Here is a 23,068-nt window from a genome sequence, read left to right as displayed (position 1 = left end):
CGTTCTGAATGTTCACCACACCTCCCCATCCGGGGCCAATCTCTTTTAATGTCAGCCCTATCAAGGAAAACGTTGACTGAACGGAATCACCCAACACTGCCGCAAGACGTGACATAGGGGTATTCCGATGATAGCCACGAGTCTCAGTGTTACATCACCTTCCGCACTCAGCCTGGAAGCCTTGCAACGCAATCAGTCCCTTCAGGAACACAGCGTTGCCGGGGAGTCCGACAGCCCGCGCCAGACCCTGATCGAGCGGGTAACAAAGCAAACAGGGATAGTTTCGAGCCACCTTGAACCCTTGCAACAGATCGCGGCAACCACCAACTCCATCATCGGCATACGTCCAGTCGAGTCCGTGGCTACCGGACTGATAGAAGCCGGACACCCCACCAAGGACTTCCACATCAAGGGCAAAAGTGCCAACTGGGGGCCGCAGGCAGGTCTGATCTGTACCGACCAGGCATTCAGCAAGCTGGAGAGCGCACCGGAAAAAGTCGCCAAGGCCAACGCGCAGATTCTGGAGTGCGTCGAGCGACGCCACGCAGTCCCGATCCCGCTGAAACTCTCGAGCCATCGCCTCAATGAACTGGTGAACCTAGGCCATATCACTGAACTGGCCGCAACAGGTGAGGAAGGCACGCTGAAATTGAGCGCCCAAGGGCCGAGCGGGCAACGCTATACATTTCAAGCCCGTTCTGTTTCGCCTGACGCCGACACTTATCTGATCACCCACCAGGGCAAGCCGCTTGAAGTACTGGCCAAACAGGCAGAGGGCAAGCCGTTGACTGCCGATTACGATCTGCACATGGTCGCACCGCACCTCAGTGACTACGGGGCCCAGGATAAGCTCCCGGTACCGGATGTCGCTCACAGCGTGTTCAAGGAACGAATCAATGCGTATAAACAGGTGCCGGAGGAGCTGCGCGCAGACTTTGCCAGCGCAGCGAATTTCTACAAGAAAGAGGACGCCGATCTAGGCAATGCCACGCCGCGAATACGGGAGATGATCGGCATCATCAATCAAACGCTGGTCGGGGACGCAGAGCGGGTGGTCCACCACAATGCGGACTCGGGCAGCCCGGCGACGGAAGTGGCCGCGAACTACCCGGCGACGTTTTTCCTGCCGTCAAAACTAGGCAGATTCGATGAAATAAGCATCATCCATGACAGCAGGGAAATGGCTGAGCTGATAAAAACCGCCAAAGACAGCGGTTTTCACGTGCCGCTCAATCCTCTCTGGGAGAATGAGCTGGTGAATATCCGGCGATCAGACTTCACCCAGGCAAAACATCGCCTGGCTGAATCCAGATATGCCTGATATCGGCAGCAGCAAGCAGCGGCCTGATAATCGAGTTATCGAGGCCGCCACCGTTGCATCATTTAATTACGCCTGAACCAGACCGTTGATCTTGACGGTCGGGTTCACGTCCGCTTCGTAGTCCACGCCATCGACCTCAAAACCGAACAAGCGCAGGAACTCAGCCTTGTAGCCGGCAAAATCGCTGATCTCGTTGACGTTGTCGTCGGTAACCTGGTTCCACAGCGCCGCCACGGCGTCCTGAACCTTTGGCTCCAACTCGGCCAGATCGGCACGCAGACGGCCGTCAGCGTCCAGTTTCGGCTCGCTGCCGTACAGGCTGTCCTTGAACAGGCCGTACACCTGCTCGATGCAGCCCTCGTGAGTGCCCTGCTCTTTCATCACCTTGAACAGCAGCGACAGGTAGAGCGGCATGATCGGGATTGCTGAACTTGCCTGGGTGACCACGGCCTTGAGCACCGACACACGGGCGTCGCCCTTGAGCGCAGCGAGGTTGTCGCGCAGAGTCAGGACTTTTTTGTCCAGGTCTTTCTTGGCTTCGCCGATGGAGCCGTTCCAGTAGATGTCCTGGGTCAGCTTCTCACCCAGGTAGGTGAACGCGGTGGTCTTGGCGCCTTCGGCCAGTACATCGGCGTCACGCAGGGCGTCGATCCACAGCTGCCAGTCTTCACCGCCCATGACTTTGACGGTGCCGTCGATTTCTTCCTGGGTCGCCGGCTCCAGCGTAGTGTCGACCACCACGCCCTTGTCAGTATTGATCCCACGCAGGGTCACAGCCTTGCCGATCGGCTTGAGGGTGGAGTTGTGCACCACGCCTTGTGGGTCGGTACGGCGTGGCGCGGCCAGGCTGTAGACCACCAGGTCGATTTTGCCCAGGTCTTTCTTGATGGTTTCGATGGTCAGGCGCTTGATCTCGTCGGAGAACGCGTCGCCGTTGATGCTCTTGGCGTACAGGCCCTTTTGCACGGCAAACTTCTCGAACGCCGCGCTGTTGTACCAGCCAGCGGAGCTCAACTTGCCTTCTTCGCCTTCTTTCTCAAAAAACACGCCCAGGGTATCGGCGCCGCAGCCAAACGCAGCACTGATGCGCGCGGCCAGGCCGTAGCCGGTGGAAGCACCGAGGACCAGCACCTTCTTGGGGCCGCCTTCAATGGTGCCGTTTTCAGTCACGTAGTCGATCTGTTCCTTGACGTTCGCTTCACAGCCAACAGGGTGAGCGGTCACACAGATAAAGCCACGAACCCGCGGTTTGATGATCATAAAAATTCTGCCTCTTCCAAGGTGCCGAAGGCCAATGGTGGCCATTCAACTTCAATCGTACCGGTCTATGACGCCTGAAAAACCGAAGCGTCACGATAGACGCAAATCTTCCGATCTCAAAATTCAATCCGCAGACCCTGACAGCCCTGATGTCCGTTACAAACTGTGCACCGACTTAACAATTTTCGAACTATTTAAAACGCTCAAGGACGACAGAAACCCCTATGATGACGATATTGTTTCATTATGTTTCAGGTTTGGAGCCAGGTTTCATGAGCAAAAACGCTGTCGGCAAAAAGCTGGTGTCCCTCGCCTGGGTCGTCGGCGTTCTGCTATTGATCTACTGTTTTCCGCGCACCTGCCTGGTGTTTCTGCTGCTGGTGGTGCTCTGCGGTGTTTATGATTTTTTGCGTAACGGCCTCTACGACCGCAACACCATCAAGAAATATTTCATCGGCAACGGCCGCAACACTTGGGTGCTGGCGCCGTTCAACACCCTGCTCGACCTCTTGAGCGCCCGCAACCGGCATGTCTACACGATGCAAGACCTGCCGCCCGAATGGCGCGAAGACCTGCAACAGGTCATCAACGACGCCATGGCACGCAAGGAAGAAATCATCGGTTACCTGGACGCCCGCATGGCCGAGAAGAAACGCGGCATGCTGTTTTTCCAGTGGTACGGTCGGCCCATCGAAACCGCCCTGAACATCCCGCAACTGCGCAAGAAACTGCCCTTCGTGAAGACCATCGGCGTGTCGGTGTTCAATGAGAACCGCTCGACGTCGTTCCACTTCGGGCCCCTGCGCATGATGTTCCGTGTGCTCTACAACATGGCGCCGGCACCGCACCATGAAGGCGTGTATATCCAGGTGGGCAAGCACAAGCACTACTGGCACGACGACCCGCTGTTTATCTTCGATGACACGCTGATGCATGCGTCTTTCAACAAGAACGATGCGAAACGTTACTGCCTGTTCATTGATATCGTGCGGCCAACCCGGGTGCCCTCCGTGCTTAACGCCGTGATCGCGGGTTTTGCCGGCCTGGTGTTTACCCTGCGTCGGGTTTTCTACAAAAACTGGAAGCTGATCCAGTAAGTTCTGCGGCATGATGGTGCTGGACGGTATTTGCGCTCGGCCTTGCGCCTGAGGTAAATAACCGTCTCGTGCGACCGTATACGGCGCCCATCATTCTCAAGCCATCGCGTCTTTCGTGGATGCGGTGGCTGTGCTTTCAAGGAATCAGAATGCCCCAACGTCAAGTCATCAACGCCGCCGTCAGCCCCAAGGGCAGCCTCGAAACCCTGTCACAACGTGAAGTCCAGCAACTGAGTGAAGCCGGCAGCGGCAGCGTCTATGCCCTGTTTCGCCAGTGCGCCCTGGCGATCCTCAACACCGGCGCGCATATCGACAACGCCAAGACCATCCTCGATGCCTATAAAGACTTTGAAGTGCGCATCCACCAGCAAGACCGCGGCGTACGCCTGGAACTGCTCAACGCTCCCGCCGACGCCTTCGTCGATGGCGAGATGATCGCCAGCACGCGCGAAATGCTGTTCAGCGCCTTGCGTGACATCGTCTACACCGAGAACGAGCTGGACAGCCAGCGCATCGACCTGAGCAACTCCCAGGGCATCACTGACTACGTGTTCCACCTGCTGCGCAACGCCCGTACGCTGCGCGCGGGGGTCGAGCCGAAGATCGTGGTGTGCTGGGGTGGCCACTCGATCAACACCGAAGAATACAAATACACCAAGAAAGTCGGGCACGAGTTGGGCCTGCGCAGCCTCGACGTATGCACCGGCTGCGGCCCCGGCGTCATGAAAGGGCCGATGAAAGGCGCGACCATTTCCCACGCCAAACAACGCATCACCAGTGGCCGCTACCTGGGCCTGACCGAGCCTGGCATCATTGCCGCCGAAGCGCCGAACCCGATCGTCAATGAGCTGGTTATCCTGCCGGACATCGAGAAACGCCTGGAAGCCTTCGTGCGTGTCGGCCACGGCATCATCATCTTCCCCGGCGGCGCGGGCACCGCTGAGGAATTCCTGTACCTGCTGGGCATCCTGATGCACCCGGACAACCGCGACCTGCCGTTCCCGGTGGTGCTCACCGGGCCCAAACATGCGGCTCCCTACCTGGAACAACTGCACGCGTTCGTCGGCGCTACCCTCGGCGAAGCGGCGCAGAAGCATTACCAGATCATCATCGACGACCCGGCCGAAGTCGCGCGCCAGATGACCGCAGGGCTCAAGGCGGTCAAACAGTTCCGGCGCGAGCGCAACGACGCGTTCCACTTCAACTGGCTGTTGAAGATCGACGAAGGTTTCCAGCGCCCCTTCGACCCGACCCACGAAAACATGGCCAGCCTGCAGCTGAGCCATGCGTTACCGCCCCATGAACTGGCGGCGAACCTGCGTCGCGCGTTCTCGGGGATCGTTGCAGGTAACGTGAAGGACAAAGGTATTCGCCTGATCGAAGAAAACGGTCCGTACGAGATTCATGGCGACCCGGCGATCATGAAACCGTTGGATGAGCTGCTCAAGGCGTTTGTCGCCCAGCACCGCATGAAGCTACCGGGCGGCGCGGCGTATGTGCCGTGCTATCGCGTGGTGCAATGAGCCGGCGCGGCCGGTCATAGTTTGTATCGGTTTGGCGCATGGCCAAAGGTGTGGGGATCGAGGGTTCGGACTAGGGTTTTAGTACCGACTCACCCACACCTGCGAGCAACCCATGGACCAACGGATATTGTCCTCTATCACTCCTTACCCTAAGGTAAGGAATATCACGATGGAGATCTTCACTATGGCAACCGCCACGCTTACATCAAAAGGGCAAATCACCATCCCTGTCCAGGTCAGGACAGCCCTCGGCCTGGAAACAGGCGACCGGGTGGAATTCGTCGAAATGGAAGACGGCATGTTTTCCATGATCGCCGCGAGCAAAACCGTCACCGACCTCAAGGGTCTGATTCGCAAGCCTGCCAATGCGGTGTCCATCGAGGACATGAACCAAGCCATCGCGGCCCAGGGAGCAAAAGCCGGATGATCGGCCTGGATACCAACGTGCTGGTGCGCTACGTCACCCAGGACGAGCCGGTGCAATCAGCCAAGGCGTCCAGACTGATCGAATCACTGACTGCCGCGTCACCGGGCTTTGTCAGCCTGGTGACCATTGTGGAGTTGGTGTGGGTACTGCAGTCCTGCTATCAATCAGCCAAGAGCGATGTGGTGATGGTGCTGGAAACCCTGCTGCACACGCGCGAGCTCACTGTTGAGCACGCCGATATCATCTGGCAGGCGCTGCGCAAGTTCGTGGCGAACAAGGCAGACTTTGCCGACTGCCTGATCGAGCGTTGCGCCCATGCGGCCGGCTGCGAGTACACCGCCACCTTCGACCTCAACGCGGTCAAGGCGACGGGTATGAAGCGCATTGGTTGAGTCGGTTTGTTTCGGGGTTCAGCGAATCCAGCCACCGACCTGCCAGTGATACCCGTCATTACGCTGTACCCAATGCGGATGCACATAGCGATAACCCTCGCGCACCGGCTCCCAATGGCCGTGCACCGCGACATATCGCCCGCCTTGCCAGCGCCAGTAGCCGCGTGACCAGATATAACCTTCGCGCGCCGCCGGCTCGACTTCGATCACTTGCACCGGCGGCGGTTGGGGCGCCACGACTTCCACATACTCATGCTGTACCGGCCGACGTTCATGTACGACACGCTCTTGCACACACCCGGATGACGCGACGACTAACGCCGCCATTGCCGCATAACGTAGCAACATACAAAACCCTCGGGCGTAATCGCCCCGTACCTGCATCAGTAAGAATTCCCCCTTTGTTGCAGCCAGGCCTCCTGCTCGGGCATGGTTTATTTTTAACAGGAGATGTCTGTCAGATTGCTGAACCCCCAGGCCTCAAGACGTGCACGCGACGGTCGGTCGCTTCAGGCGCAATAAAACCAGCCCGGCAATGACGACGGCGATGCCGGCATAGGTCGAGGCATGAATCCGCTCGCCGAACATCAACGCCGCCCATACCAGGGTGACCGGGGGCTCCAGGTAGACCAACGCGGCAACCTGGGTGGCCGTCATCACGCGCAGCAACTGCCACAGGCTCAAGTAAGCAGCAAAGGTGGAAAACACCGTCAACCACACAATCGAAACCAGTACGTCGGTGTCATGGGGAATGCTCAAGGTATCGGTGTACAACACAGCGCCTGTGAAGCCGATCAGGCTCAGCAGCGATTGGATAAACAGCGGTATGAGCAAACCGACATTCTCGCTCTGCACCGAGCGGCGTTCGTACAGCGTCGCCAGCGTCAGCCCCAGCGCCGACACCAGTGGCAGCCCATACATGGCCAGGCTTACCTGCGTTGGGCCATGGCTATACTGCCCGGCTATCACCATCGCAACGCCGGCAAAGCTGATCACGAGCCCCACCCATTGCCAGCCGCCGCTGCGCTCGGTGGCGCTGCCCGTCGACAATACCGCTGTCATCAACGGCTGCAACGCCGCGATGATCGCCGCAATGCCTGGCGGCAGACCGTTCTGGATCGCCACATACAGGCAACTCAGGTACAAAAACTGCGACAGGCAACCAATGACGGCGTAATGGCGGATCTGCGCCCATGAAACCTTCAACAGTCTGACGTTCAGGAACAGCCCCAGGCACAGCGATACCAATAGGAATCGCCAGAACAGCAGGTTGAACGCCCCCCCGTCCTGGGTGCCAAGCTTGGCGCCGATATAGCCCGAACTCCACGACAGGACAAACGCCCCTTGCAACAGCAGCAAACCCAGGGTTGATCGCTTCATGCAGCCCTCCAGCCTTAATCGATTGACTTCAAGGCTAGGGACAGGAGACTCTTCTGTATATTTGAATAACCTGCACTATCAATCCGTAAAAGTCGAACCATGGCCAAACAGCTGAATATCGATCTACTGCGTACCTTTCACGCCGTCGCGCGTTTTGGTCGCTTCAATGAAGCGGCCGAGCATGTGCACCGCAGCGCTTCCACCGTGACCACGCAGATTCAGAAACTGGAAGATCAGGTCGGCCAGCGCCTGTTCAGCCGCAGCAACCAGGGCGTGGACCTGACGCTGTACGGCAGAAAACTGTTGGGCGAAACCACCGAATTTCTCAAAAGCCACGACCGCCTGCTGATCTCGCTGATGCCCCAGCGCATGCAGGGCAAGATCCGCCTGGGTGTACCCGATACTTACGCGCCCGCCTTCATCCAGGCATTCGTGCCGCGACTGATTGCCGACAACCCGCTGCTGGAGCTGGAAATCGAAGCGCGCACCAGTGGCGAACTGTTGAATCTGTTCACGGCAAACCAACTGGATCTGGCAATCACCGTCAGCGCACAGCCACTGGCACAGGGTGAGCGCTTGGGGCCGGTGCAACCGCTATGGGTGGCAGCCGAGCAATTCAGTTATCCGCCAAACGCGCCGCTGCCCATCACCGTGCCCATCGCTGGTTGCCCCTATCGAGCGGCAGCGTTACAGGCGCTGAAAGATCACGGGATTTACCATCGAGTACTGCTGGAAAGCCCTAACTCATCGGCGGTAGAGGCTTGCGTACGCAGCGGCGTGGCCGTGGGCCTGATGGAGGAGAGCCGCATGGGCGAAGGGCTGAGGCAAATGACAGAGCTGGCGGCCCTCCCCGCGCAGCATCTGTATCTGCTGTGCGACACCGCTAACGCACTGGCCCTGCACGTGTATGAGCAAGTCAGGCACTTCAGGGTCTGAACGCCGCGCACAAAAAAGCCCGCTGACCGTCACCGGTTCAGCGGGCTTTTTATCAGGCGTTACTTACAGCGCCAGGTCAGACGCCGGCTTGCCAGGCTCAGCCGCAGGCTTGGCAGCCTCGGTGGCCTGTGGAGCAGCCAGTTGCGGGATCGCTGGCGGTGGCGTCAGTTGCAGCACACCGGCAGTGTAAGCCCACTCCTTGGCAACCGCTTCAGGGCTGTCGTTCAGCTTGGTGCCATAGCTTGGCACGATCTGGTGCAGTTTTTCCTGCCAGGCCGGGCTTGCTACCTTGTCCTTGAAGACTTTCTGCAGCACGGTCAGCATGATCGGAGCCGCGGTCGACGCGCCTGGCGATGCACCCAACAGGCCGGCAATGGAGTTGTCAGCGGAGCTGACCACTTCGGTACCGAGCTTCAGCACGCCGCCCTGCTCTTCGTCACGCTTGATGATCTGCACGCGCTGGCCGGCTTGCCACAGGCGCCAGTCGGCTTGCTTGGCGTTCGGGAAGTATTCCTGCAGCGCCTTGAAGCGGTCGTCATCGGACAGCATCAGTTGGCCGGCGAGGTACTCGACCAGTGGGTATTCACGAATACCGACTTTGGTCATCGGCCAGATGTTGTGGGTGGTGGTGCTGGTCAGCAGGTCCAGGTACGAGCCTTCTTTGAGGAACTTGGTCGAGAAGGTGGCGAATGGGCCAAACAGAATCACGCGCTTGCCATCCAGCACGCGGGTGTCCAGGTGCGGAACCGACATCGGTGGCGAGCCCACCGAAGCCTTGCCGTAGGCCTTGGCCAGGTGCTGCTCGGCGACGGTCGGGTTGTCGGTCACCAGGAACGAGCCGCCAACCGGGAAGCCGGCGTATTCCTTGGCTTCAGGAATGCCCGACTTTTGCAGCAGGTGCAGGGCACCGCCGCCAGCGCCGATGAACACGAACTTGGCGTCGGTTTCAGTCTTAGTGCCGTCTTTGAGGTTTTTGTAGCTCACACGCCACGAACCGTCTTCGTTGCGGGTGATGTCCTGCACTTCGCTCGACAGTTTCAGGTCGAACTTAGGGGTGGTTTGCAGGTGGGCAACGAACTGGCGGGTGATCTCGCCAAAGTTGACATCGGTGCCGATCGGGCTCCAGGTGGCCGCGATTTTCTGGTTGGGGTCACGCCCTTCCATCATCAGCGGGACCCACTTGGCGATCTGCGCCGGGTCTTCGGAGTACTGCATGCCGGCGAACAGCGGGCTCGCCTTCAGCGCTTCATAGCGCTTTTTCAGGAACTTGATGTTGTCATCGCCCCACACAAAGCTCATGTGCGGTGTGGAGTTGATGAACGAACGCGGGTTCTTCAACACGCCCTGCTGGACCTGCCAGGACCAGAACTGACGGGAGATCTGGAACGCTTCGTTGATCTCGACCGCTTTAGGGATCTCAACGTTGCCGTTCTTGTCTTCCGGGGTGTAGTTCAACTCGGCCAGGGCCGAGTGACCGGTACCGGCGTTGTTCCAGCCGTTGGAGCTTTCTTCGGCCACGCCATCGAGGCGCTCGACCATCTCCATCGACCAGTCCGGTTCCAGCTCGTTAAGCCAGACACCCAGGGTCGCGCTCATGATGCCGCCGCCGATCAGCAGCACATCGACTTTCTTTGCCTCTTCCGCGTGAACGGACGTGATCCCCATCGACAAAGCCAGCCCCAGCAGGGCAGTGTTTACTTTTTTAAACATCAGTAGCACCTATGATAAAACGCCATCCGCCCTACCGCCCCCGATCATGAGTAACCCTCGACCACGCTACGTCAGGCAACGTACCGCGGGGTCTGCACATTCACATAAGGCTGCAGGGTGGGCACACAAGGCCGATGGATCGACCTCACTGTTATGTCCCTTCTGCGCTGACTTCTTATCATTATTGGCTTCAGCTACCTGGGCGACAGCCAACCGCTGGGACGTATACGGGTGTACGCACCAAGGAAAGCCTAGACCAGGACGGCGCGCAGAATATCACGCTAAACGGCGTTTATGCGCCGTTTGCCCAATTGACACCGCTAAATCGCGGCTTTTATCGCGCCAGTGTCAAGACTGCCAGCCGCGACGTGGGGTCACAGGCCCGGAACTCTCGTGCTCGAGGCTGTTCTAGACACCTTCACAGTCGCCTGCGTAGCATCGGCGACTGTCTTTCGTGCACCTCATCCAAACAGAGCGATCCATGTCTATCCAGCAAACACCCGGGCACCTGCTGCCCGCGCGCAGTGCCGCCAAAATGGAAGCGGCCATGGCCGTGGGCGCGTTCGCCATCGGCACCGGCGAATTCGCCATCATGGGCCTGATGCCCGACATCGCCCAGAACCTGGGCCTGAGCGAACCGCAAGTCGGCCACGCCATCAGCGCCTACGCGCTCGGTGTGATGGTCGGCGCCCCGCTGTTGGCCATCCTCGGCGCCAAGCTGTTGCGCAAACACATGCTGCTGTTGCTGATGGGCCTCTACGCCCTGGGCAACTTCGCCACCGCCTTCACCCCCACCTTCGGCTCGCTGGTGGCCTTCCGCTTTATCAGCGGCCTGCCCCACGGCGCCTACTTCGGCATCGCCGCCGTGGTCGCCTCCAGCATGGTGCCCACCGACAAACGCGCCGGCGCCGTGGCCCGGGTAATGATGGGCCTGACCCTGGCCATGCTGCTGGGCAACCCCATCGCCACCTTCCTCGGCCAACACCTGGGCTGGCGCTCGGCGTTCGCCCTGGTCAGCGTGATCGCCCTGCTCACCATCGCCCTGGTCTGGCAATTCGTGCCCCACCGCCACGACGAACAACGCAGCGACCCGCGCAAGGAACTGCGCGCCTTCACCAAACCCCAGGTCTGGATGGCCCTGTCCATCGGCGCGATTGGCTTTGCCGGGATGTTCTGCGTATTCAGCTACCTGGCGCCGACCATGCTGGAAGTGACGAAAGTGTCGCCGCAGTGGATTCCGTTCGGCCTAGCAGCGTTTGGCGCGGGCGGCATCATCGGCAACATTGCCGGCGGCAAGCTGTTTGATCGCCTGCAATTTCGGGCGGTGGGTTGGATCATGGTGTGGTCGATGGCCGTGCTGATTTTCTTCACCTTCGCTGCCAGCTCACTGTGGAGCGTCCTGCTGGGCATCGGCCTGGTCGGCACCATGATCGCCATGGCCGCGCCGCTGCAAATCCGCCTGATGGACATCGCCCACGAAGCCCCAAGCCTGGCGGCAGCCTCCAACCACGCAGCGTTCAACCTGGCGAACGCGCTGGGCCCCTGGCTTGGCGGCATGGCGATTACAGCTGGGCTCGGCTGGACCAGCACCGGCTACATCGGCGCCGTAACGGCCCTCATCGGCCTGGGCCTCTACCTGATCGCCCGTCACATGAAAGGCGGCAACTAACGCCACAAGTTTTTGCGCCGATCATAGATCCAATGTGGGAGGGGGCTTGCCCCCGATAGCAACAGGTCAGTCACCACCCCAATGACTGACCCACCCCCCATCAATCATCATGCAACACCCCGCCCCATACTCCCCGCCCGCTGCCACCAGAATTCATCTTGGCAGCTTTGCCGTGGCTATAGTAGTCGCCAAACACCTGAACACTGAGAATCAAACTGTGGGAGGGGGCTTGCTCCCGATAGCAATGGGTCAGTCAACACACCACTGCCTGCCCTCACCACCCCCATCAGTCATCATGCAACAACCCCGAACCATACTCCCCATAACTACTCCCCAGCCCACTGCCACCAAAATTCATCTTCGCGGCTTTGTTGGGGCTATGGTCGCCAAATGCCTGGCACCCGCCTGAAAAGCACGGGTCGCTGCTGGTCACGCTCGATGAAGATGAACAAGCACTCAACATCAACGTGCCGGTGATCATCAAGACTTTGACGAGGTTCGAGATCATGGTTTCAGTTCCCTGTGGGCTGGAGGCGCTGGGGTCCTCTCTCAGTAGGGGATCGTAGACCTCAACGGCGCAGGGAATTATGAAACTTTGCTGGGTGACAGCATGAGTTCAGGTTGCCGCCTTGGGTAAGGCGGCAGGGTCGGTTGTCAGGCTTTGACTGGAACGGTTACAGACGCAACCTGCTCCTGGGCACGGTCAACCAGCAGCGAGCTCAACTCGATTAACTGCTGGATGCCCAGGGCGATGGCGCGCTGGGAGTCGTCGAGATCGAATGCCAAGGTGGCGGCCATTTCGTTAGCGGATGCCAGGTTTTCGGCGGCGTTGGCCAGGAGGGTTTCGGGGTCGATGGTTGGGTTGACGAGGAAGAGGCTGTCGCTTGGGCGCTCGGTGGGCGCAGCGTCTTCGGATGGGGGCAAGTGATGATGGATTGCTCGCTGGGCTGCGGCTTGAAGCTTGGGATCGACGGGCGATGCGCTTTGGTCAAATGAAGAACTGCGTGTGTTGTTGTGCATGGGCGAAGCTCCAAATATTTTCGGGAGTTAAAAAACGCCTTAGCAATACGGACTTCCACCTCCGGCCACTGAGTTCGCAGTGGCTTGAGGAGCTTAGTGATGGGTCATTTAACGGGCAAGCCGAAAAAAGTGTGGGAAATTTTCCCGAAGATTCAAACCTGTTCCCGAAACCACTCCACACCCGGTAAGTCACCGCAATGATGGATTGGAGCTACTAATTCCACAGGCCTTGTAATACATGCCTTGTAGCGTTCCATAAAAAAACCCGTACCACTTTTGTACCACGCTACCCTCACTCAAGAGGGTTTCCTTCCCCCCTAGCAGTCTTCCGCGTCGACCGGCACACGCTTACAGCTGTCCTGCAGCTTCGCGGGCTTGCTCGTCAGCGTACTCCTGCAGCCAGTTTTGACCGTTATCCAAAGTAATAAAGGCCATATGTTTGGCGGCCTCCAATGTGTCCTGAAAGCGTGGCCAAGATGGGCTGAATCCGTCTTTGTGCACGAGATTCACCCGCCACCGGCCTCGCGTTTGCGGCGACAAGGTGATGGTGAAATCTTCGATCTGAGTGGTGTGCGAACCGTCACCGAGTTTTGTCCAAATCACGTCACGGTAGGTTCGCAGCAGGCGCCGCTTAAAGCGCACGGCTTGCTGCACCAGAGCCAACAGCTCACCGGACGGCTTGATCTGTCCCTCTAGAGCGCGGTTGATCCCTCTTAGGATTGTCGCCGGCGAGCGGTAGTCGCCTAGTGAGCGCATACGATCCATCAACGCCGCAGGCGACCAGTCCAACTCAGCCAAGGCTAGGTGCAGGTCTTTGGATAGCTCTTCTGCCGAGCGTTCGAAGCCGGTAACTATCTCTTCGTTTTCGTCGTTCATGGCAATCTCTCAGCCATTCGCAAGGTGACACAATGTCACCTCGAAAATGACAACGCAATATACCTGTGAAAAAGCGTCGATCCCTGGTCAGCATTGCACTAGCGCTGCTCACGCAGCGACTAGATGTAGCTCCAGCCCCGACATAACCCACACACCTTCTCAGGAAAAGGGGACAGATTTGTTTAATATTAGGGTCTCGCGCCACCCGATCATCACCCAGCCCCCTCCGACCCATTCCTGATAAACTGCCCACCCTTCGCATTCTCCATCCAAGACTCCAATGCCTTCAGCCATAGCTCCACCGCAAGCCCTCTCCCGCCGCTTCTCCGTCGCCCCCATGATGGATTGGACCTAGCATTCCTCTAACACCCTACTATTCATGACGTGTACCTCCTATCCGTCGAGCTATGTAGCAATTTATAAGCAATCCATTCTGAGCCACATCTCAACGCAACCATCATTAAAGCTCGTGCCAAGCTAAGCTAGTGAGTCGCTGATCCACAGTAGCTTTAACTCAGCTCCACGCGCTCCATTTACCCTTGGAGCCTCCGCCAATCATGGCCTTGCCGTTTTTTGACGGACATCTGCCGGTACTGTCTTCACAGCCCTATTTTCAGCGCCCTATTGCCTAAAATGAAGTGATTCATGCATGCTCAGTTTTTGTCGTCTCTATAGGAAGCTCCTTTAAATGGAACAAGTGCACACAACGGATGAAGTTTTCGGTATAACCAGACAGCTTCCTCTCAACTATGTTGAAAGATTAACCGTTGATAAAAAGCTGCGAGAGGAACTTGATGCTGGTCATCACATAGTCATCTATGGTAGTTCCAAACAAGGAAAGACATCTCTACGCAAGCACTGCCTAAATGAAGAAAACTATATTCTCGTACAGTGTTCGAATAAAAGTGACATGGCAGATCTTCATGCCAGCATTTTAAAGCGCGCAGGTTTTGAAATCACTCAGTCTTCCAAGAAAAGCAGCACCGGTCGAAATAAAGTTCTTGCGAGTGCTAAAGCAGGCGTCAAAGGTAGCTTATTTGGATTTGGCGCCAGTGGAGAAGCGTTGGCCGGAGCAGAAGGAGAAACAGGAACAGGTAATGAAATAACTACAGCCCCTTTGGAGCTGGATATCGATGATGTAAACGATGTTATAGCTGCTCTATCAGCAGTAGAATTTAAAAAGCAAATCGTGCTAGAAGACTTTCATTATCTACCATATGAAATACAACGAGATTTTTCGGTTGAACTCAAAGCCTTTCACGAATCTTCCGACTTCACTTTTATCATCGTTGGTGTGTGGCTTGAAGACAATCGCCTAATCGTTTATAACGGCGACCTTACAGGAAGGGTTATATCAGTTAATGCTGACCGCTGGAGCGAAGGCGAGTTGAAAGAAGTAGTTGATTCAGGCGGACATTTGTTAGGTGTGTCTTTCGACAATGACTTTTCCAATAAACTAATCAGCATCGCACGTGAAAGTGTGTACATCGTCCAAGAGGCGTGCCGACGCGCCTGCATCGACAGCGGAATAAAATCCGCAACTAATGTTCACTCAATTATTGGAAACGGTATCGACGTCGTAACACTCGTAAAGAGCATCGTCGACCAACAATCTGCGCGCTACGATGGATTCCTAACAAACTTTGCAGATGGATTCCAAGAAACCGAATTAGAAATGCACAAATGGTTGCTATACCCAATTCTGTCTGCACCAATTGAGGACTTAGAGAAAGGTCTAAAATATCGAGACATTAAGAACACACTATTTGAAAAACACCCCCGTCAAGGCGAGCTTAACCCTGGAAATATTACTCAGTCGTTACAATCAAGCGCATCTCTTCAAGTGAAGAAAAACATTATGCCAATCATCGTCGACTATGACCAATCGAGTAAAACGCTCCATATCGTCGATAAAGGGTTTCTCATTTGGCTGCAACATCAAGATGTGGCTGAACTACTTTCAGACGTTGGATTGCCAAACTGATTCACACCCCAATTGTGTAGGAGTATGCAGCGGGTTTGGGGGATAAGCCCGTGGTTGCGGGCTGCGATGCTCGTCCAAGGCAGGTTGCATAAATGCATAATGGGCATTGGATGGCATAGATTGGCGTATGATTTGCCCCATTTTTGCACCATTTAGGGCTAGTGGTACATATGCAGCATCGTTTGATAGCGCCATAGGCTTGATAAAGGTACAACACCATTAAGAACAATGTTGCTCGTTGTGTGTGAAGTGTCATGATGAGCCCATCAATGAATAGCAAGGAACAGCCATGGTAAGGAAGACAACACCACAACCCGCGGTTCAACCTAAGGTGTATCTCGACGAAGGGCAGCTAAGACGTGGAATAGAACGGATACAACAAAGAATTGCTGACCTTGATGCTTTCGACCTCAATACAATGCAGGAGGGCACGTCACCTGAGCTCAAAACGCTTGAGCGCAGTATTGAAGATACGTTGGAGCGGTGTTTTGGGACGAACACGACCGCCGCCAATCGATACAAAGAGGCACATAAGCTGCACTATCATGTGACGTTTTGGGTCTCGGGCATGCCTGACCCCGACTACAAGAGTATTACGGGCAAGAAAATAATCCATGCAAAAGCCACTCTTGAACAGGCGATACATGCATTAAATACGGATCTTGAAGACTTGGACGGCAGCACACCTACCAACGCCACCCCAAATTCAAATCCCAAACTACTATCGTCAAAAGTATTTCTCGTTCACGGTCATGATGAGGCGGCTCGCGAAACCGTCGCACGCTTCATTGAAAAACTAGGCATTGAAGTCATCATTCTTCACGAGCAGGCAAATAGCGGCCGTACCATTATTGAAAAAATTGAGCGCCATTCCGACGTAGGACTAGCGGTAGTCTTACTAACACCTGACGATGTTGGAAGTAAGGTTGGAGGAGTGCTAGAGCCACGAGCAAGGCAAAATGTCCTTTTAGAGCTCGGATATTTTATGGGGGCTTTAGGTCGAGATAAAGTTTGCGCACTGACGTCTGGCGAAGTTAATATTCCGACTGATTTCGCAGGCGTAGTCTGGACACCATTGTCAGGAGACTGGAAAATGGCTCTCGCCCGTGAACTAAAGGCTGCCGACTATGAGATCGACTGGAACAAAGTAATGAGCTAGCCTGCAAAACATTGACACAGCTCTCAAACTCAAAATACGCGATGTTTTGAAAATGAACGTTGATATTGCATTATAGCAATGTTGATACAATGAAAAATTATTTGCCCACTCTGCCCAATACAAAAGCTGCAAGAACGGAATCTAACCATGAGTATAAATTTTCTGGTGAACCACTTCGACAAGGTTAGTTATTTGCAAAATCTTCTAGCCGCTCGCGCTACTGGCAATGTAGCCGACCCTGCAGAGTACCTGCAACTACGGCACCAGCTCCTAAAAGATCCCGAAATTGGGCATCGACTTCCACCTTTCGTTAGGCAACACGGCAATCTCGATTCTTTCTGGACATTCATTAAAGGTAAGTTTAGCTCTTATGCCGAGCGCCGAGCCTATCTATCTGAACAGTTTACTCCCTTATTAGATTCGCTAGAATTCCCAAATCACAATATTAACTTACAACAGCAAGCCCCTGGGACCGACCAAAAAATACCGACGATGAAAGCATCATCACCGGCGCCTGTTATTGCTCGAAACAAACGAAAAATATTCATAGTGCATGGTCGGGATGATCTCGCTAAACTTGAGGTAAGTAGATTTGTGGAGAAGCTTGGTCTGGAAGCAATAATATTGCACGAACAAGCCAATGCGGGCATGACGATTATTGAGAAAATTGAGCGCTACACCAACGATGCGGATTTCGCTCTTGTCCTGTATACCCCTTGTGACCAAGGCATTGGGAATCATGAACAGCAAGAGAAGCTCAGGGACCGGGCTCGCCAAAATGTTGTTTTTGAACATGGTTACTTAATGGCAAAGCTTGGCAGGGAAAATGTATGCGCCTTGGTCAAAGGAACGATTGAAACCCCGAATGATATAAGTGGCGTTGTCTACGTTAATCTGGACCAAGCTGGAGCGTGGAAAAGAGATATCGTAAATGAACTTAGAGCTTGCGGCTACACCATTAGCAACTGGTAACCATAATTCCCCAACCGCTAACCTCCGTTGCAACTTCAAATGATTGTTAATTTACCGATACTTTTTAGCTGCAAACTACTGACCATAGCTGATCGATTCTGGTCGTGTAGCTCTGGCTAGTCATTTGGCGACGCATTCCCCAATCTGGATTAGCCGGCACACCTGCCGAACGCAGGGTTCCCCTTCCCCATCGTTCGTTAATTTGATCTAGTACCGTCATAACACGAGTTGCTTCGGTCGGCTGCGACATAGCGAACAAGTCATCGGTGTACTCGCCAGGCTGGCAAAGGTTGAGTAACATCACCTCAGCCTTGCTGTACCTAAAACCCGTGCGAAATATTCGATCAAGCGCGCCTACCGCCGTCTGAGTAAGAAGGCGCACGTCGTTGGTAGGATAGGGCATATCCACGACCACCCCGTTGGCATACTTCGCTTCCTCAGGATTGAACATCCCGGTGCGGATACAAACACGAGAGATAAGGGGGACGGATTTATTTAAGACTCAAGCTTTTGGCTTTATGACCCACGCCCGGCGCAAGCTCTACGATCTGCGCATCACGGACAAAAACGTGCTTGCCGAGCAAGCACTGCGATACATCGCGGTCCTATATGAAATCGAACGCGAAGTCCGCGATGTGGAACCGGATGTCCGACTACGAGTACGTCAGAAAAAAACTACGCCTCTGATGGACTTGTTTCATGCCTGGATGATCGCCCAGCACGAGCTTGTGCATGAAGGTTTGGGGATTACCGAAGCCTTGGATTACAGCGTAAAACGTTGGGCCGCGTTGAGTCGTTATCTGAATGACGGCACGGTGCCGATAGACAACAATAATATCGATCAGCAAACTCGGCCTTGGGCTCTTAGAATAAAAAACTGGTTGCTCGCTGATTCGTTACGCAGTGGCAAACGGGCTGCGGCGCTGATGAGCTTGATCCAGTCGGCCAAGCTCAACGGGCATGATGTGTATGCTTATCTGAAGGACGTTCTGACTCGCCTGCCGACGCAGCGGGCGAGTGAAATTGTGAGTTGTTGCCGCATCGATGGCATCCGGCTTAGCTGCGCAAGAAGGGATGCCCGGACGCTTAACTTTCTATATTATAAGCGCGAGATTAACCTGAGTGCTTCCTCATAAAATTTATGCTTCTATATTCCACCAGATTACCTGAGCCTCAAAGGGGAATGAATGCCGAGTACGAATGAGGTCTTTCAGAAAAACATTGACGACATTGCATTAATGTTGATTCAAAAATTTGCTCTCAGGTTTAAGCAAGAAGAGGAGAAACTGAACTGCCCGCTAGATAGATGGCTGGACTTCATATGTCGTTACATTGCTCCTTTACCGCGCAAGATTGCATTGTCCAATGCATTCCCAAAGGCCAATCTTCCGCCGAGCGCGCAACGCGGGTTATCAAGTTTGCTAAGAAAATTCACTACTGGGGAGAATGTCAACCCCTATCAAGGTCGAGGACTGATTATCCGCAACGACACCAGCGGGTCAAAAAAACACACTCGGACTGACTTGCTGTATGCAGACTGGAACATCCTGCACTTCCACCTAAGCGACGAAATTATCCCGTCAGGACAGTTCTTCTCCAAGCCAGCAGACTACCTTGCCTTTTGCATGATAGGGAGAGACGTAGCGGCCGTGGTAGACGTGCTCCCCCACCCAGATCGAGCGGGATTCGCTAATACCGACCTCTTTGCAACGCTGGCTAACTCATGGCCTCAATACATCGCGCAATATGAACTTAATGGAATACTTGCGGGGAATACCTTTTCTTCCTCAGATATCAGTCAATTGCGCGAGGCGGGAGTCACTACATTTGTTGAACATGACGGCAAGGTGTATATGGGCCCTGGCGGTGGGATAACTTCAGCTGGAACCTCGCTGCGGGTTGGGCGCAGTTCTGATTACCTCAGGGATACCGCAAATATGCTCGCTAATATGGTGGATGATCCTCATGGTCAGTTTCAGGTGCATCCAGTAATCAAGGAGATTTCGGAGCCTGACTTCATGCTTGCCTTGGACTGTCGCGGGCTTTGTGTAAGAGAAAACACAAGTCAAACCCACTTCCTAATTAAACGGCCCGTGGCTAATCAAGAGCCTACCCGCTTTGAGGCAATGAGCAATATGTTAGTCCCCGAGTGGGCCGTTAGTTGATTTTTAATCTTGCTCAATCCGTTACGCAAGCCCCATCACCGGAAGGCCACCACACGTTTCCCAAGAGGTGACTCATACAAAAGCAATCCGACGACTGCACCAACCCAAAAGGGGACTACAAAAGGGGACAGATTTATTTATCCGCCACGGTATCGGGTTTTAAGTTGGCAAAGGAAAAGCAAACGACCCACTCCGTCCCAGAGACACCTCGTGACGGCCTGTTGCTTCAACCCGACTCTTCACGGTGTAAGATGCCCCACAACCGTCCACCATCGAGGCCGCCATGACTGGGATATCCCTAAACCTGCCGGAAGACCTATCCAACTCTCTCGCCGACCTGGCCAAAACCAACGGGCAGACAGCGAGCTACCTGGCAATGGACGTTCTTCGCGACTACATCGAGCACGAAAAAACGCTGACTGCCCAAATCGAGCTGGCAGTAAAGGAAGCCGACGAAGGCAAATTTGCCACCGATGACCAAGTGGCGGCCATGCGCGCTAGGCGTTGGAGCCGGAATGCGGGTTGAGTGGCTTGAAAAAGCACTCAAAAATCTGGAAGACGAAGCGAATTATATCGCTCTCGAAAATCCAAAAGTCGCCGACGACTTCTCGGATGCCATTTTCGCCAGTGTCGACAGGCTAGCTCAGTTTCCTTCCATGGGGCGCGAAGGTCGGGTGAAACATACCCGCGAATGGGCAGTTCCCAACTGGTCCTATCTGATCCCGTATAGAGTGCGGGGTGATCGACTGCAGATCCTTGGCGTATTCCACACACGGCAACGTCCTCGCTCGAAGTGGTAATGCGCGCAAAACTTGCCTCTCCGGCACCCAAGATCCGTTCCTGATAAACTGCGCGCCATTCGCCTCGCTGACTCAGATCCCCCATGTCCCTACAAACCGCCCCGCTCTCCCGCCGTTTCTCCGTCGCCCCCATGATGGACTGGACCGACCGCCACTGCCGGTTCTTCCTACGCCTGCTCTCCAAACACGCCCTGCTCTACACCGAGATGGTCACCACCGGCGCGATCCTCCATGGCGATCACGAGCGTTTCCTGCGCCACAACGAAGCCGAGCACCCGCTTGCACTGCAATTGGGCGGCAGTGTTCCGGCTGATCTGGCCGCCTGCGCCCGTATGGCCGAAGCCGCCGGTTACGACGAGGTGAACCTGAACGTTGGCTGCCCCAGCGACCGGGTGCAGAACAACATGATCGGCGCGATCCTCATGGCGCACCCTGCCCTGGTGGCGGACTGTGTGAAGGCGATGCGCGATGCGGTGTCGATTCCCGTGACGGTGAAGCACCGTATCGGCATCAATGGGCGGGACAGTTATGCCGAGTTGTGTGATTTTGTCGGGACGGTGAAGGACGCCGGTTGCACCAGTTTTACCGTGCATGCGCGCATTGCCATTCTGGAGGGGTTGTCGCCCAAGGAGAATCGGGACATTCCGCCGTTGCGTTATGACGTGGCGGCGCAGTTGAAGCGGGACTTTCCGGCGTTGGAGATCAATCTCAACGGTGGGATCAAGACGTTGGAGCAGTGCGAGGAGCATTTGCAGACGTTTGATGGGGTGATGCTGGGGCGGGAGGCTTATCACAATCCGTATATGCTGGCGGAGGTGGATCAGCGGTTGTTTGGCAGCGAGGCGCCGGTGATCAGTCGGGCAGAAGCCTTAGCGCAGTTGCGGCCTTATATTGCGGAGCATTTGGCCAGTGGTGGGACGATGCATCACATCACCCGGCATGTGTTGGGGTTGGGCACCGGGTTTCCGGGGGCGCGCAGGTTCAGGCAGTTGTTGTCGGTGGATATTCATAAGGCGGCGGATCCGTTGGCGTTGTTGGATCAGGCTGGGGAGTTGTTGGAAGGGCGGTGACTGGTTAGCTTGCAGAGGGTCAGATAGTTTTGGATTGGCTGACACATTGCTATCGGGGGCAAGCTGAACTGGTCAAGTAATCTTGGACACTGATTAAGGTTCACGCCGCCAACCTTTCCTTCACGACCGGCGACCGGTAGTCGTTGTAGCTATGAGGCCTGCTGATGTTGTAGCGCGAGACATAGCGCTGCACGTCTGCTCGGGCCTCATGTTCCAGTTTGTAGCCCGTTTCAGGCACCCACTCTGATTTCAAGCTGCCAAAGAAACGCTCCATCGGGGCGTTGTCCCAGCATTCGCCTTTACGGCTCATACTCTGCCTAAACCCCTGTTTCAGCAGCTCGTTTCGGAATTTATGACTGGTGTACTGACAACCTTGGTCAGAATGAAACAACACATCCTGGGGATGGCCGCGTAGCTCAACCGCCATGCGTAGCGCTTCGCAGGTCAGGTTGGCATCAGAAATCATCGAGAACGACCAGCCCACGATCCTGCGAGCGTACAAATCCAGAACGGCGGCGAAGTACATCCACCGCTTGCCGACCTTGATATATGTCACGTCGCCACACCACACCTGATTAACCGCCGTCACATCAAATTTTCGCTTGAGCACGTGCGGCGCCACCAAGGCCTCCACGCCCGGCGACCTGTACTTATGGCGCCTGCGCTGACGGCTGGCGATGCCAGCTTCGCGCATCAAACTGCGAGCCATATAACGCCCGATACGATGCCCTTTGGCTTGTAGCTCCTTGGACAACGTACGTGCACCGGCCGACTCTCTGGACGCCTTGTGGTGCCTGACCAGCGCGGCTTTGAGCTTATCCCTCTCAGGATTTGCTCTGCCTTGGCGCTGGCGCCAGGCGTAGAAGCTACTGCGGTTGACCCCAAACGCCTGGCAACACCTTTTAACGCCGTACTGCTCGTCCAGCTCATCGATCAACGTGAATGATCTTTGGCGTCCAAAAGCAGGAGAGCACTGGCCTTTTTTAGAATTTCGATATCCAGGTCTTTCTCTCTGAGCAGAGCTTTGAGCCTCTGGATTTCTCGTTGATCAGCAGTAATCGCCTTGGCCCCTACCGGGGTCGAGCCCAAGCGTTCTTTTTGCACTTGATCGACCCAGCGGCGCAGGGCTGTGGGGCCGATATCCAGGGTGGCACACACCTCGGTAACCGGCTGACCTTCATCCAACACCATGCTGGCAGCCTTGAGCTTGAACTCACTCGAATAAGATTTACGCATAACCAAACACCTCAGATTTGGGCGCTATCATAGCGCCCGATTGAAGTGTCCAAAATCATTAGGCCAGTTCA

23 protein-coding genes and 2 pseudogenes are annotated in these 23,068 nt (G+C 55.5%); 15 read left to right on the top strand and 10 right to left on the bottom strand.

What is annotated here, in order from left to right; translation table 11 throughout:
* The first annotated feature begins 127 nt into the window (after positions 1-127).
* Positions 128-1,321, top strand: a complete 1,194-nt coding sequence (locus tag BFQ04_RS07740; RefSeq protein ID WP_065950304.1) for an anthrax toxin-like adenylyl cyclase domain-containing protein — start codon at positions 128-130, stop codon at positions 1,319-1,321.
* A 66-nt stretch (positions 1,322-1,387) separates the two neighbouring features.
* Here the strand turns inward: BFQ04_RS07740 and fabV are convergent, their stop codons facing one another.
* Positions 1,388-2,581, bottom strand: a complete 1,194-nt coding sequence (gene fabV, locus BFQ04_RS07735) for an enoyl-ACP reductase FabV (protein ID WP_065950303.1) — start codon at positions 2,579-2,581, stop codon at positions 1,388-1,390.
* 272 nt (positions 2,582-2,853) lie between these two features.
* Here fabV and BFQ04_RS07730 point away from each other — a divergent pair, with 272 nt between their 5' ends.
* The 4 genes from BFQ04_RS07730 (at position 2,854) to BFQ04_RS07715 (ending at position 6,020) form a co-directional block, all read left to right on the top strand.
* On the top strand, positions 2,854-3,678 hold the full coding sequence (locus tag BFQ04_RS07730; protein WP_065950302.1) for an aspartyl/asparaginyl beta-hydroxylase domain-containing protein: 825 nt from the start codon (positions 2,854-2,856) through the stop codon (positions 3,676-3,678).
* A gap of 149 nt (positions 3,679-3,827) precedes the next feature.
* Positions 3,828-5,201: a nucleotide 5'-monophosphate nucleosidase PpnN gene (ppnN, locus tag BFQ04_RS07725; RefSeq protein WP_065950301.1), complete on the top strand. Its 1,374-nt coding sequence runs from the start codon at positions 3,828-3,830 to the stop codon at positions 5,199-5,201.
* A gap of 169 nt (positions 5,202-5,370) precedes the next feature.
* Entirely contained in the window at positions 5,371-5,628 is a 258-nt protein-coding gene (locus tag BFQ04_RS07720) for an AbrB/MazE/SpoVT family DNA-binding domain-containing protein (RefSeq protein ID WP_065950300.1), read from the top strand.
* On the top strand, positions 5,625-6,020 hold the full coding sequence (locus BFQ04_RS07715; RefSeq protein WP_065950299.1) for a PIN domain-containing protein: 396 nt from the start codon (positions 5,625-5,627) through the stop codon (positions 6,018-6,020). Before BFQ04_RS07720 ends, BFQ04_RS07715 begins: the two co-directional genes overlap by 4 nt.
* Before the next feature lie 18 nt (positions 6,021-6,038).
* Here BFQ04_RS07715 and BFQ04_RS07710 read toward each other — a convergent pair whose 3' ends face one another.
* Positions 6,039-6,368, bottom strand: coding sequence for a YXWGXW repeat-containing protein (locus BFQ04_RS07710; RefSeq protein ID WP_101219068.1), 330 nt, complete (start codon positions 6,366-6,368; stop codon positions 6,039-6,041).
* Between the two features lie 132 nt (positions 6,369-6,500).
* Positions 6,501-7,400, bottom strand: a complete 900-nt coding sequence (locus BFQ04_RS07705; protein ID WP_065950297.1) for a DMT family transporter — start codon at positions 7,398-7,400, stop codon at positions 6,501-6,503.
* Positions 7,401-7,499: 99 nt separating this feature from the next.
* Between BFQ04_RS07705 and BFQ04_RS07700 the strand changes: the two genes are divergently transcribed.
* Entirely contained in the window at positions 7,500-8,336 is an 837-nt protein-coding gene (locus BFQ04_RS07700; RefSeq protein ID WP_065950296.1) for a LysR family transcriptional regulator, read from the top strand.
* 63 nt (positions 8,337-8,399) lie between these two features.
* Here BFQ04_RS07700 and mqo read toward each other — a convergent pair whose 3' ends face one another.
* A complete protein-coding gene (mqo, locus tag BFQ04_RS07695; protein ID WP_065950295.1) occupies positions 8,400-10,046 on the bottom strand; it encodes a malate dehydrogenase (quinone) in 1,647 nt (548 codons plus the stop codon).
* A 481-nt stretch (positions 10,047-10,527) separates the two neighbouring features.
* Between mqo and BFQ04_RS07690 the strand changes: the two genes are divergently transcribed.
* Positions 10,528-11,715, top strand: a complete 1,188-nt coding sequence (locus tag BFQ04_RS07690) for an MFS transporter (RefSeq protein WP_065950294.1) — start codon at positions 10,528-10,530, stop codon at positions 11,713-11,715.
* A gap of 286 nt (positions 11,716-12,001) precedes the next feature.
* Here the strand turns inward: BFQ04_RS07690 and BFQ04_RS28380 are convergent, their stop codons facing one another.
* The 3 genes from BFQ04_RS28380 to BFQ04_RS07680 form a co-directional block, all read right to left on the bottom strand.
* A complete protein-coding gene (locus BFQ04_RS28380; RefSeq protein ID WP_083217936.1) occupies positions 12,002-12,223 on the bottom strand; it encodes a hypothetical protein in 222 nt (73 codons plus the stop codon).
* Between the two features lie 146 nt (positions 12,224-12,369).
* Positions 12,370-12,735, bottom strand: coding sequence for a DUF6124 family protein (locus BFQ04_RS07685; protein WP_065950293.1), 366 nt, complete (start codon positions 12,733-12,735; stop codon positions 12,370-12,372).
* Positions 12,736-13,083: 348 nt separating this feature from the next.
* Complete coding sequence (locus tag BFQ04_RS07680; RefSeq protein ID WP_065950292.1) at positions 13,084-13,611, bottom strand: hypothetical protein; 528 nt, start codon at positions 13,609-13,611, stop codon at positions 13,084-13,086.
* A gap of 688 nt (positions 13,612-14,299) precedes the next feature.
* Between BFQ04_RS07680 and BFQ04_RS07675 the strand changes: the two genes are divergently transcribed.
* From BFQ04_RS07675 to BFQ04_RS07665, 3 genes are all read left to right on the top strand, one after another.
* Positions 14,300-15,595 carry a hypothetical protein gene (locus BFQ04_RS07675; RefSeq protein WP_065950291.1) on the top strand — a complete coding sequence of 432 codons (1,296 nt, stop codon included), beginning with the start codon at positions 14,300-14,302 and terminating at the stop codon, positions 15,593-15,595.
* 289 nt (positions 15,596-15,884) lie between these two features.
* Entirely contained in the window at positions 15,885-16,754 is an 870-nt protein-coding gene (locus BFQ04_RS29945) for a TIR domain-containing protein (RefSeq protein ID WP_065950290.1), read from the top strand.
* Positions 16,755-16,901: 147 nt separating this feature from the next.
* Positions 16,902-17,726: a TIR domain-containing protein gene (locus BFQ04_RS07665; RefSeq protein ID WP_065950289.1), complete on the top strand. Its 825-nt coding sequence runs from the start codon at positions 16,902-16,904 to the stop codon at positions 17,724-17,726.
* 64 nt (positions 17,727-17,790) lie between these two features.
* Here the strand turns inward: BFQ04_RS07665 and BFQ04_RS07660 are convergent.
* A pseudogene (locus BFQ04_RS07660) lies at positions 17,791-18,198 on the bottom strand (DUF4113 domain-containing protein); the annotation flags it as partial.
* Positions 18,199-18,238: 40 nt separating this feature from the next.
* On the opposite strand from BFQ04_RS07660, the pseudogene BFQ04_RS07655 reads away from it, so the two are divergent.
* The 5 genes and pseudogenes from BFQ04_RS07655 to dusA all read left to right on the top strand — a co-directional run.
* Positions 18,239-18,786: pseudogene (locus BFQ04_RS07655) on the top strand (transposase); the annotation flags it as partial.
* Between the two features lie 127 nt (positions 18,787-18,913).
* The gene (locus BFQ04_RS07650; protein WP_065950287.1) at positions 18,914-19,891 is read left to right on the top strand and encodes a hypothetical protein; all 978 of its coding nucleotides are present in this window, start codon (positions 18,914-18,916) and stop codon (positions 19,889-19,891) included.
* A gap of 283 nt (positions 19,892-20,174) precedes the next feature.
* The gene (locus BFQ04_RS07645; RefSeq protein ID WP_032902648.1) at positions 20,175-20,417 is read left to right on the top strand and encodes a CopG family ribbon-helix-helix protein; all 243 of its coding nucleotides are present in this window, start codon (positions 20,175-20,177) and stop codon (positions 20,415-20,417) included.
* Positions 20,407-20,691 (top strand): type II toxin-antitoxin system RelE/ParE family toxin, encoded by a 285-nt coding sequence (locus tag BFQ04_RS07640; RefSeq protein ID WP_065950286.1) that lies wholly within the window; start codon positions 20,407-20,409, stop codon positions 20,689-20,691. The genes BFQ04_RS07645 and BFQ04_RS07640 overlap by 11 nt, the downstream gene beginning before the upstream one ends.
* Positions 20,692-20,774: 83 nt before the next feature.
* Positions 20,775-21,761: a tRNA dihydrouridine(20/20a) synthase DusA gene (gene dusA, locus BFQ04_RS07635; RefSeq protein WP_065950285.1), complete on the top strand. Its 987-nt coding sequence runs from the start codon at positions 20,775-20,777 to the stop codon at positions 21,759-21,761.
* 100 nt (positions 21,762-21,861) lie between these two features.
* Here dusA and BFQ04_RS07630 read toward each other — a convergent pair whose 3' ends face one another.
* Positions 21,862-22,698 carry an IS3 family transposase gene (locus BFQ04_RS07630; protein WP_065949523.1) on the bottom strand — a complete coding sequence of 279 codons (837 nt, stop codon included), beginning with the start codon at positions 22,696-22,698 and terminating at the stop codon, positions 21,862-21,864.
* The gene (locus tag BFQ04_RS30350; protein ID WP_065949522.1) at positions 22,695-22,997 is read right to left on the bottom strand and encodes a transposase; all 303 of its coding nucleotides are present in this window, start codon (positions 22,995-22,997) and stop codon (positions 22,695-22,697) included. Before BFQ04_RS30350 ends, BFQ04_RS07630 begins: the two co-directional genes overlap by 4 nt.
* Between the last annotated feature and the right edge of the window lie 71 nt (positions 22,998-23,068).

Source organism: Pseudomonas sp. 37 R 15 (assembly GCF_900004865.1).
Taxonomy (GTDB): domain Bacteria; phylum Pseudomonadota; class Gammaproteobacteria; order Pseudomonadales; family Pseudomonadaceae; genus Aquipseudomonas; species Aquipseudomonas fluorescens_AM.
Note: the sequence above shows the minus strand (reverse complement) of the source record. Positions and strands in the feature narration are given on the sequence as shown.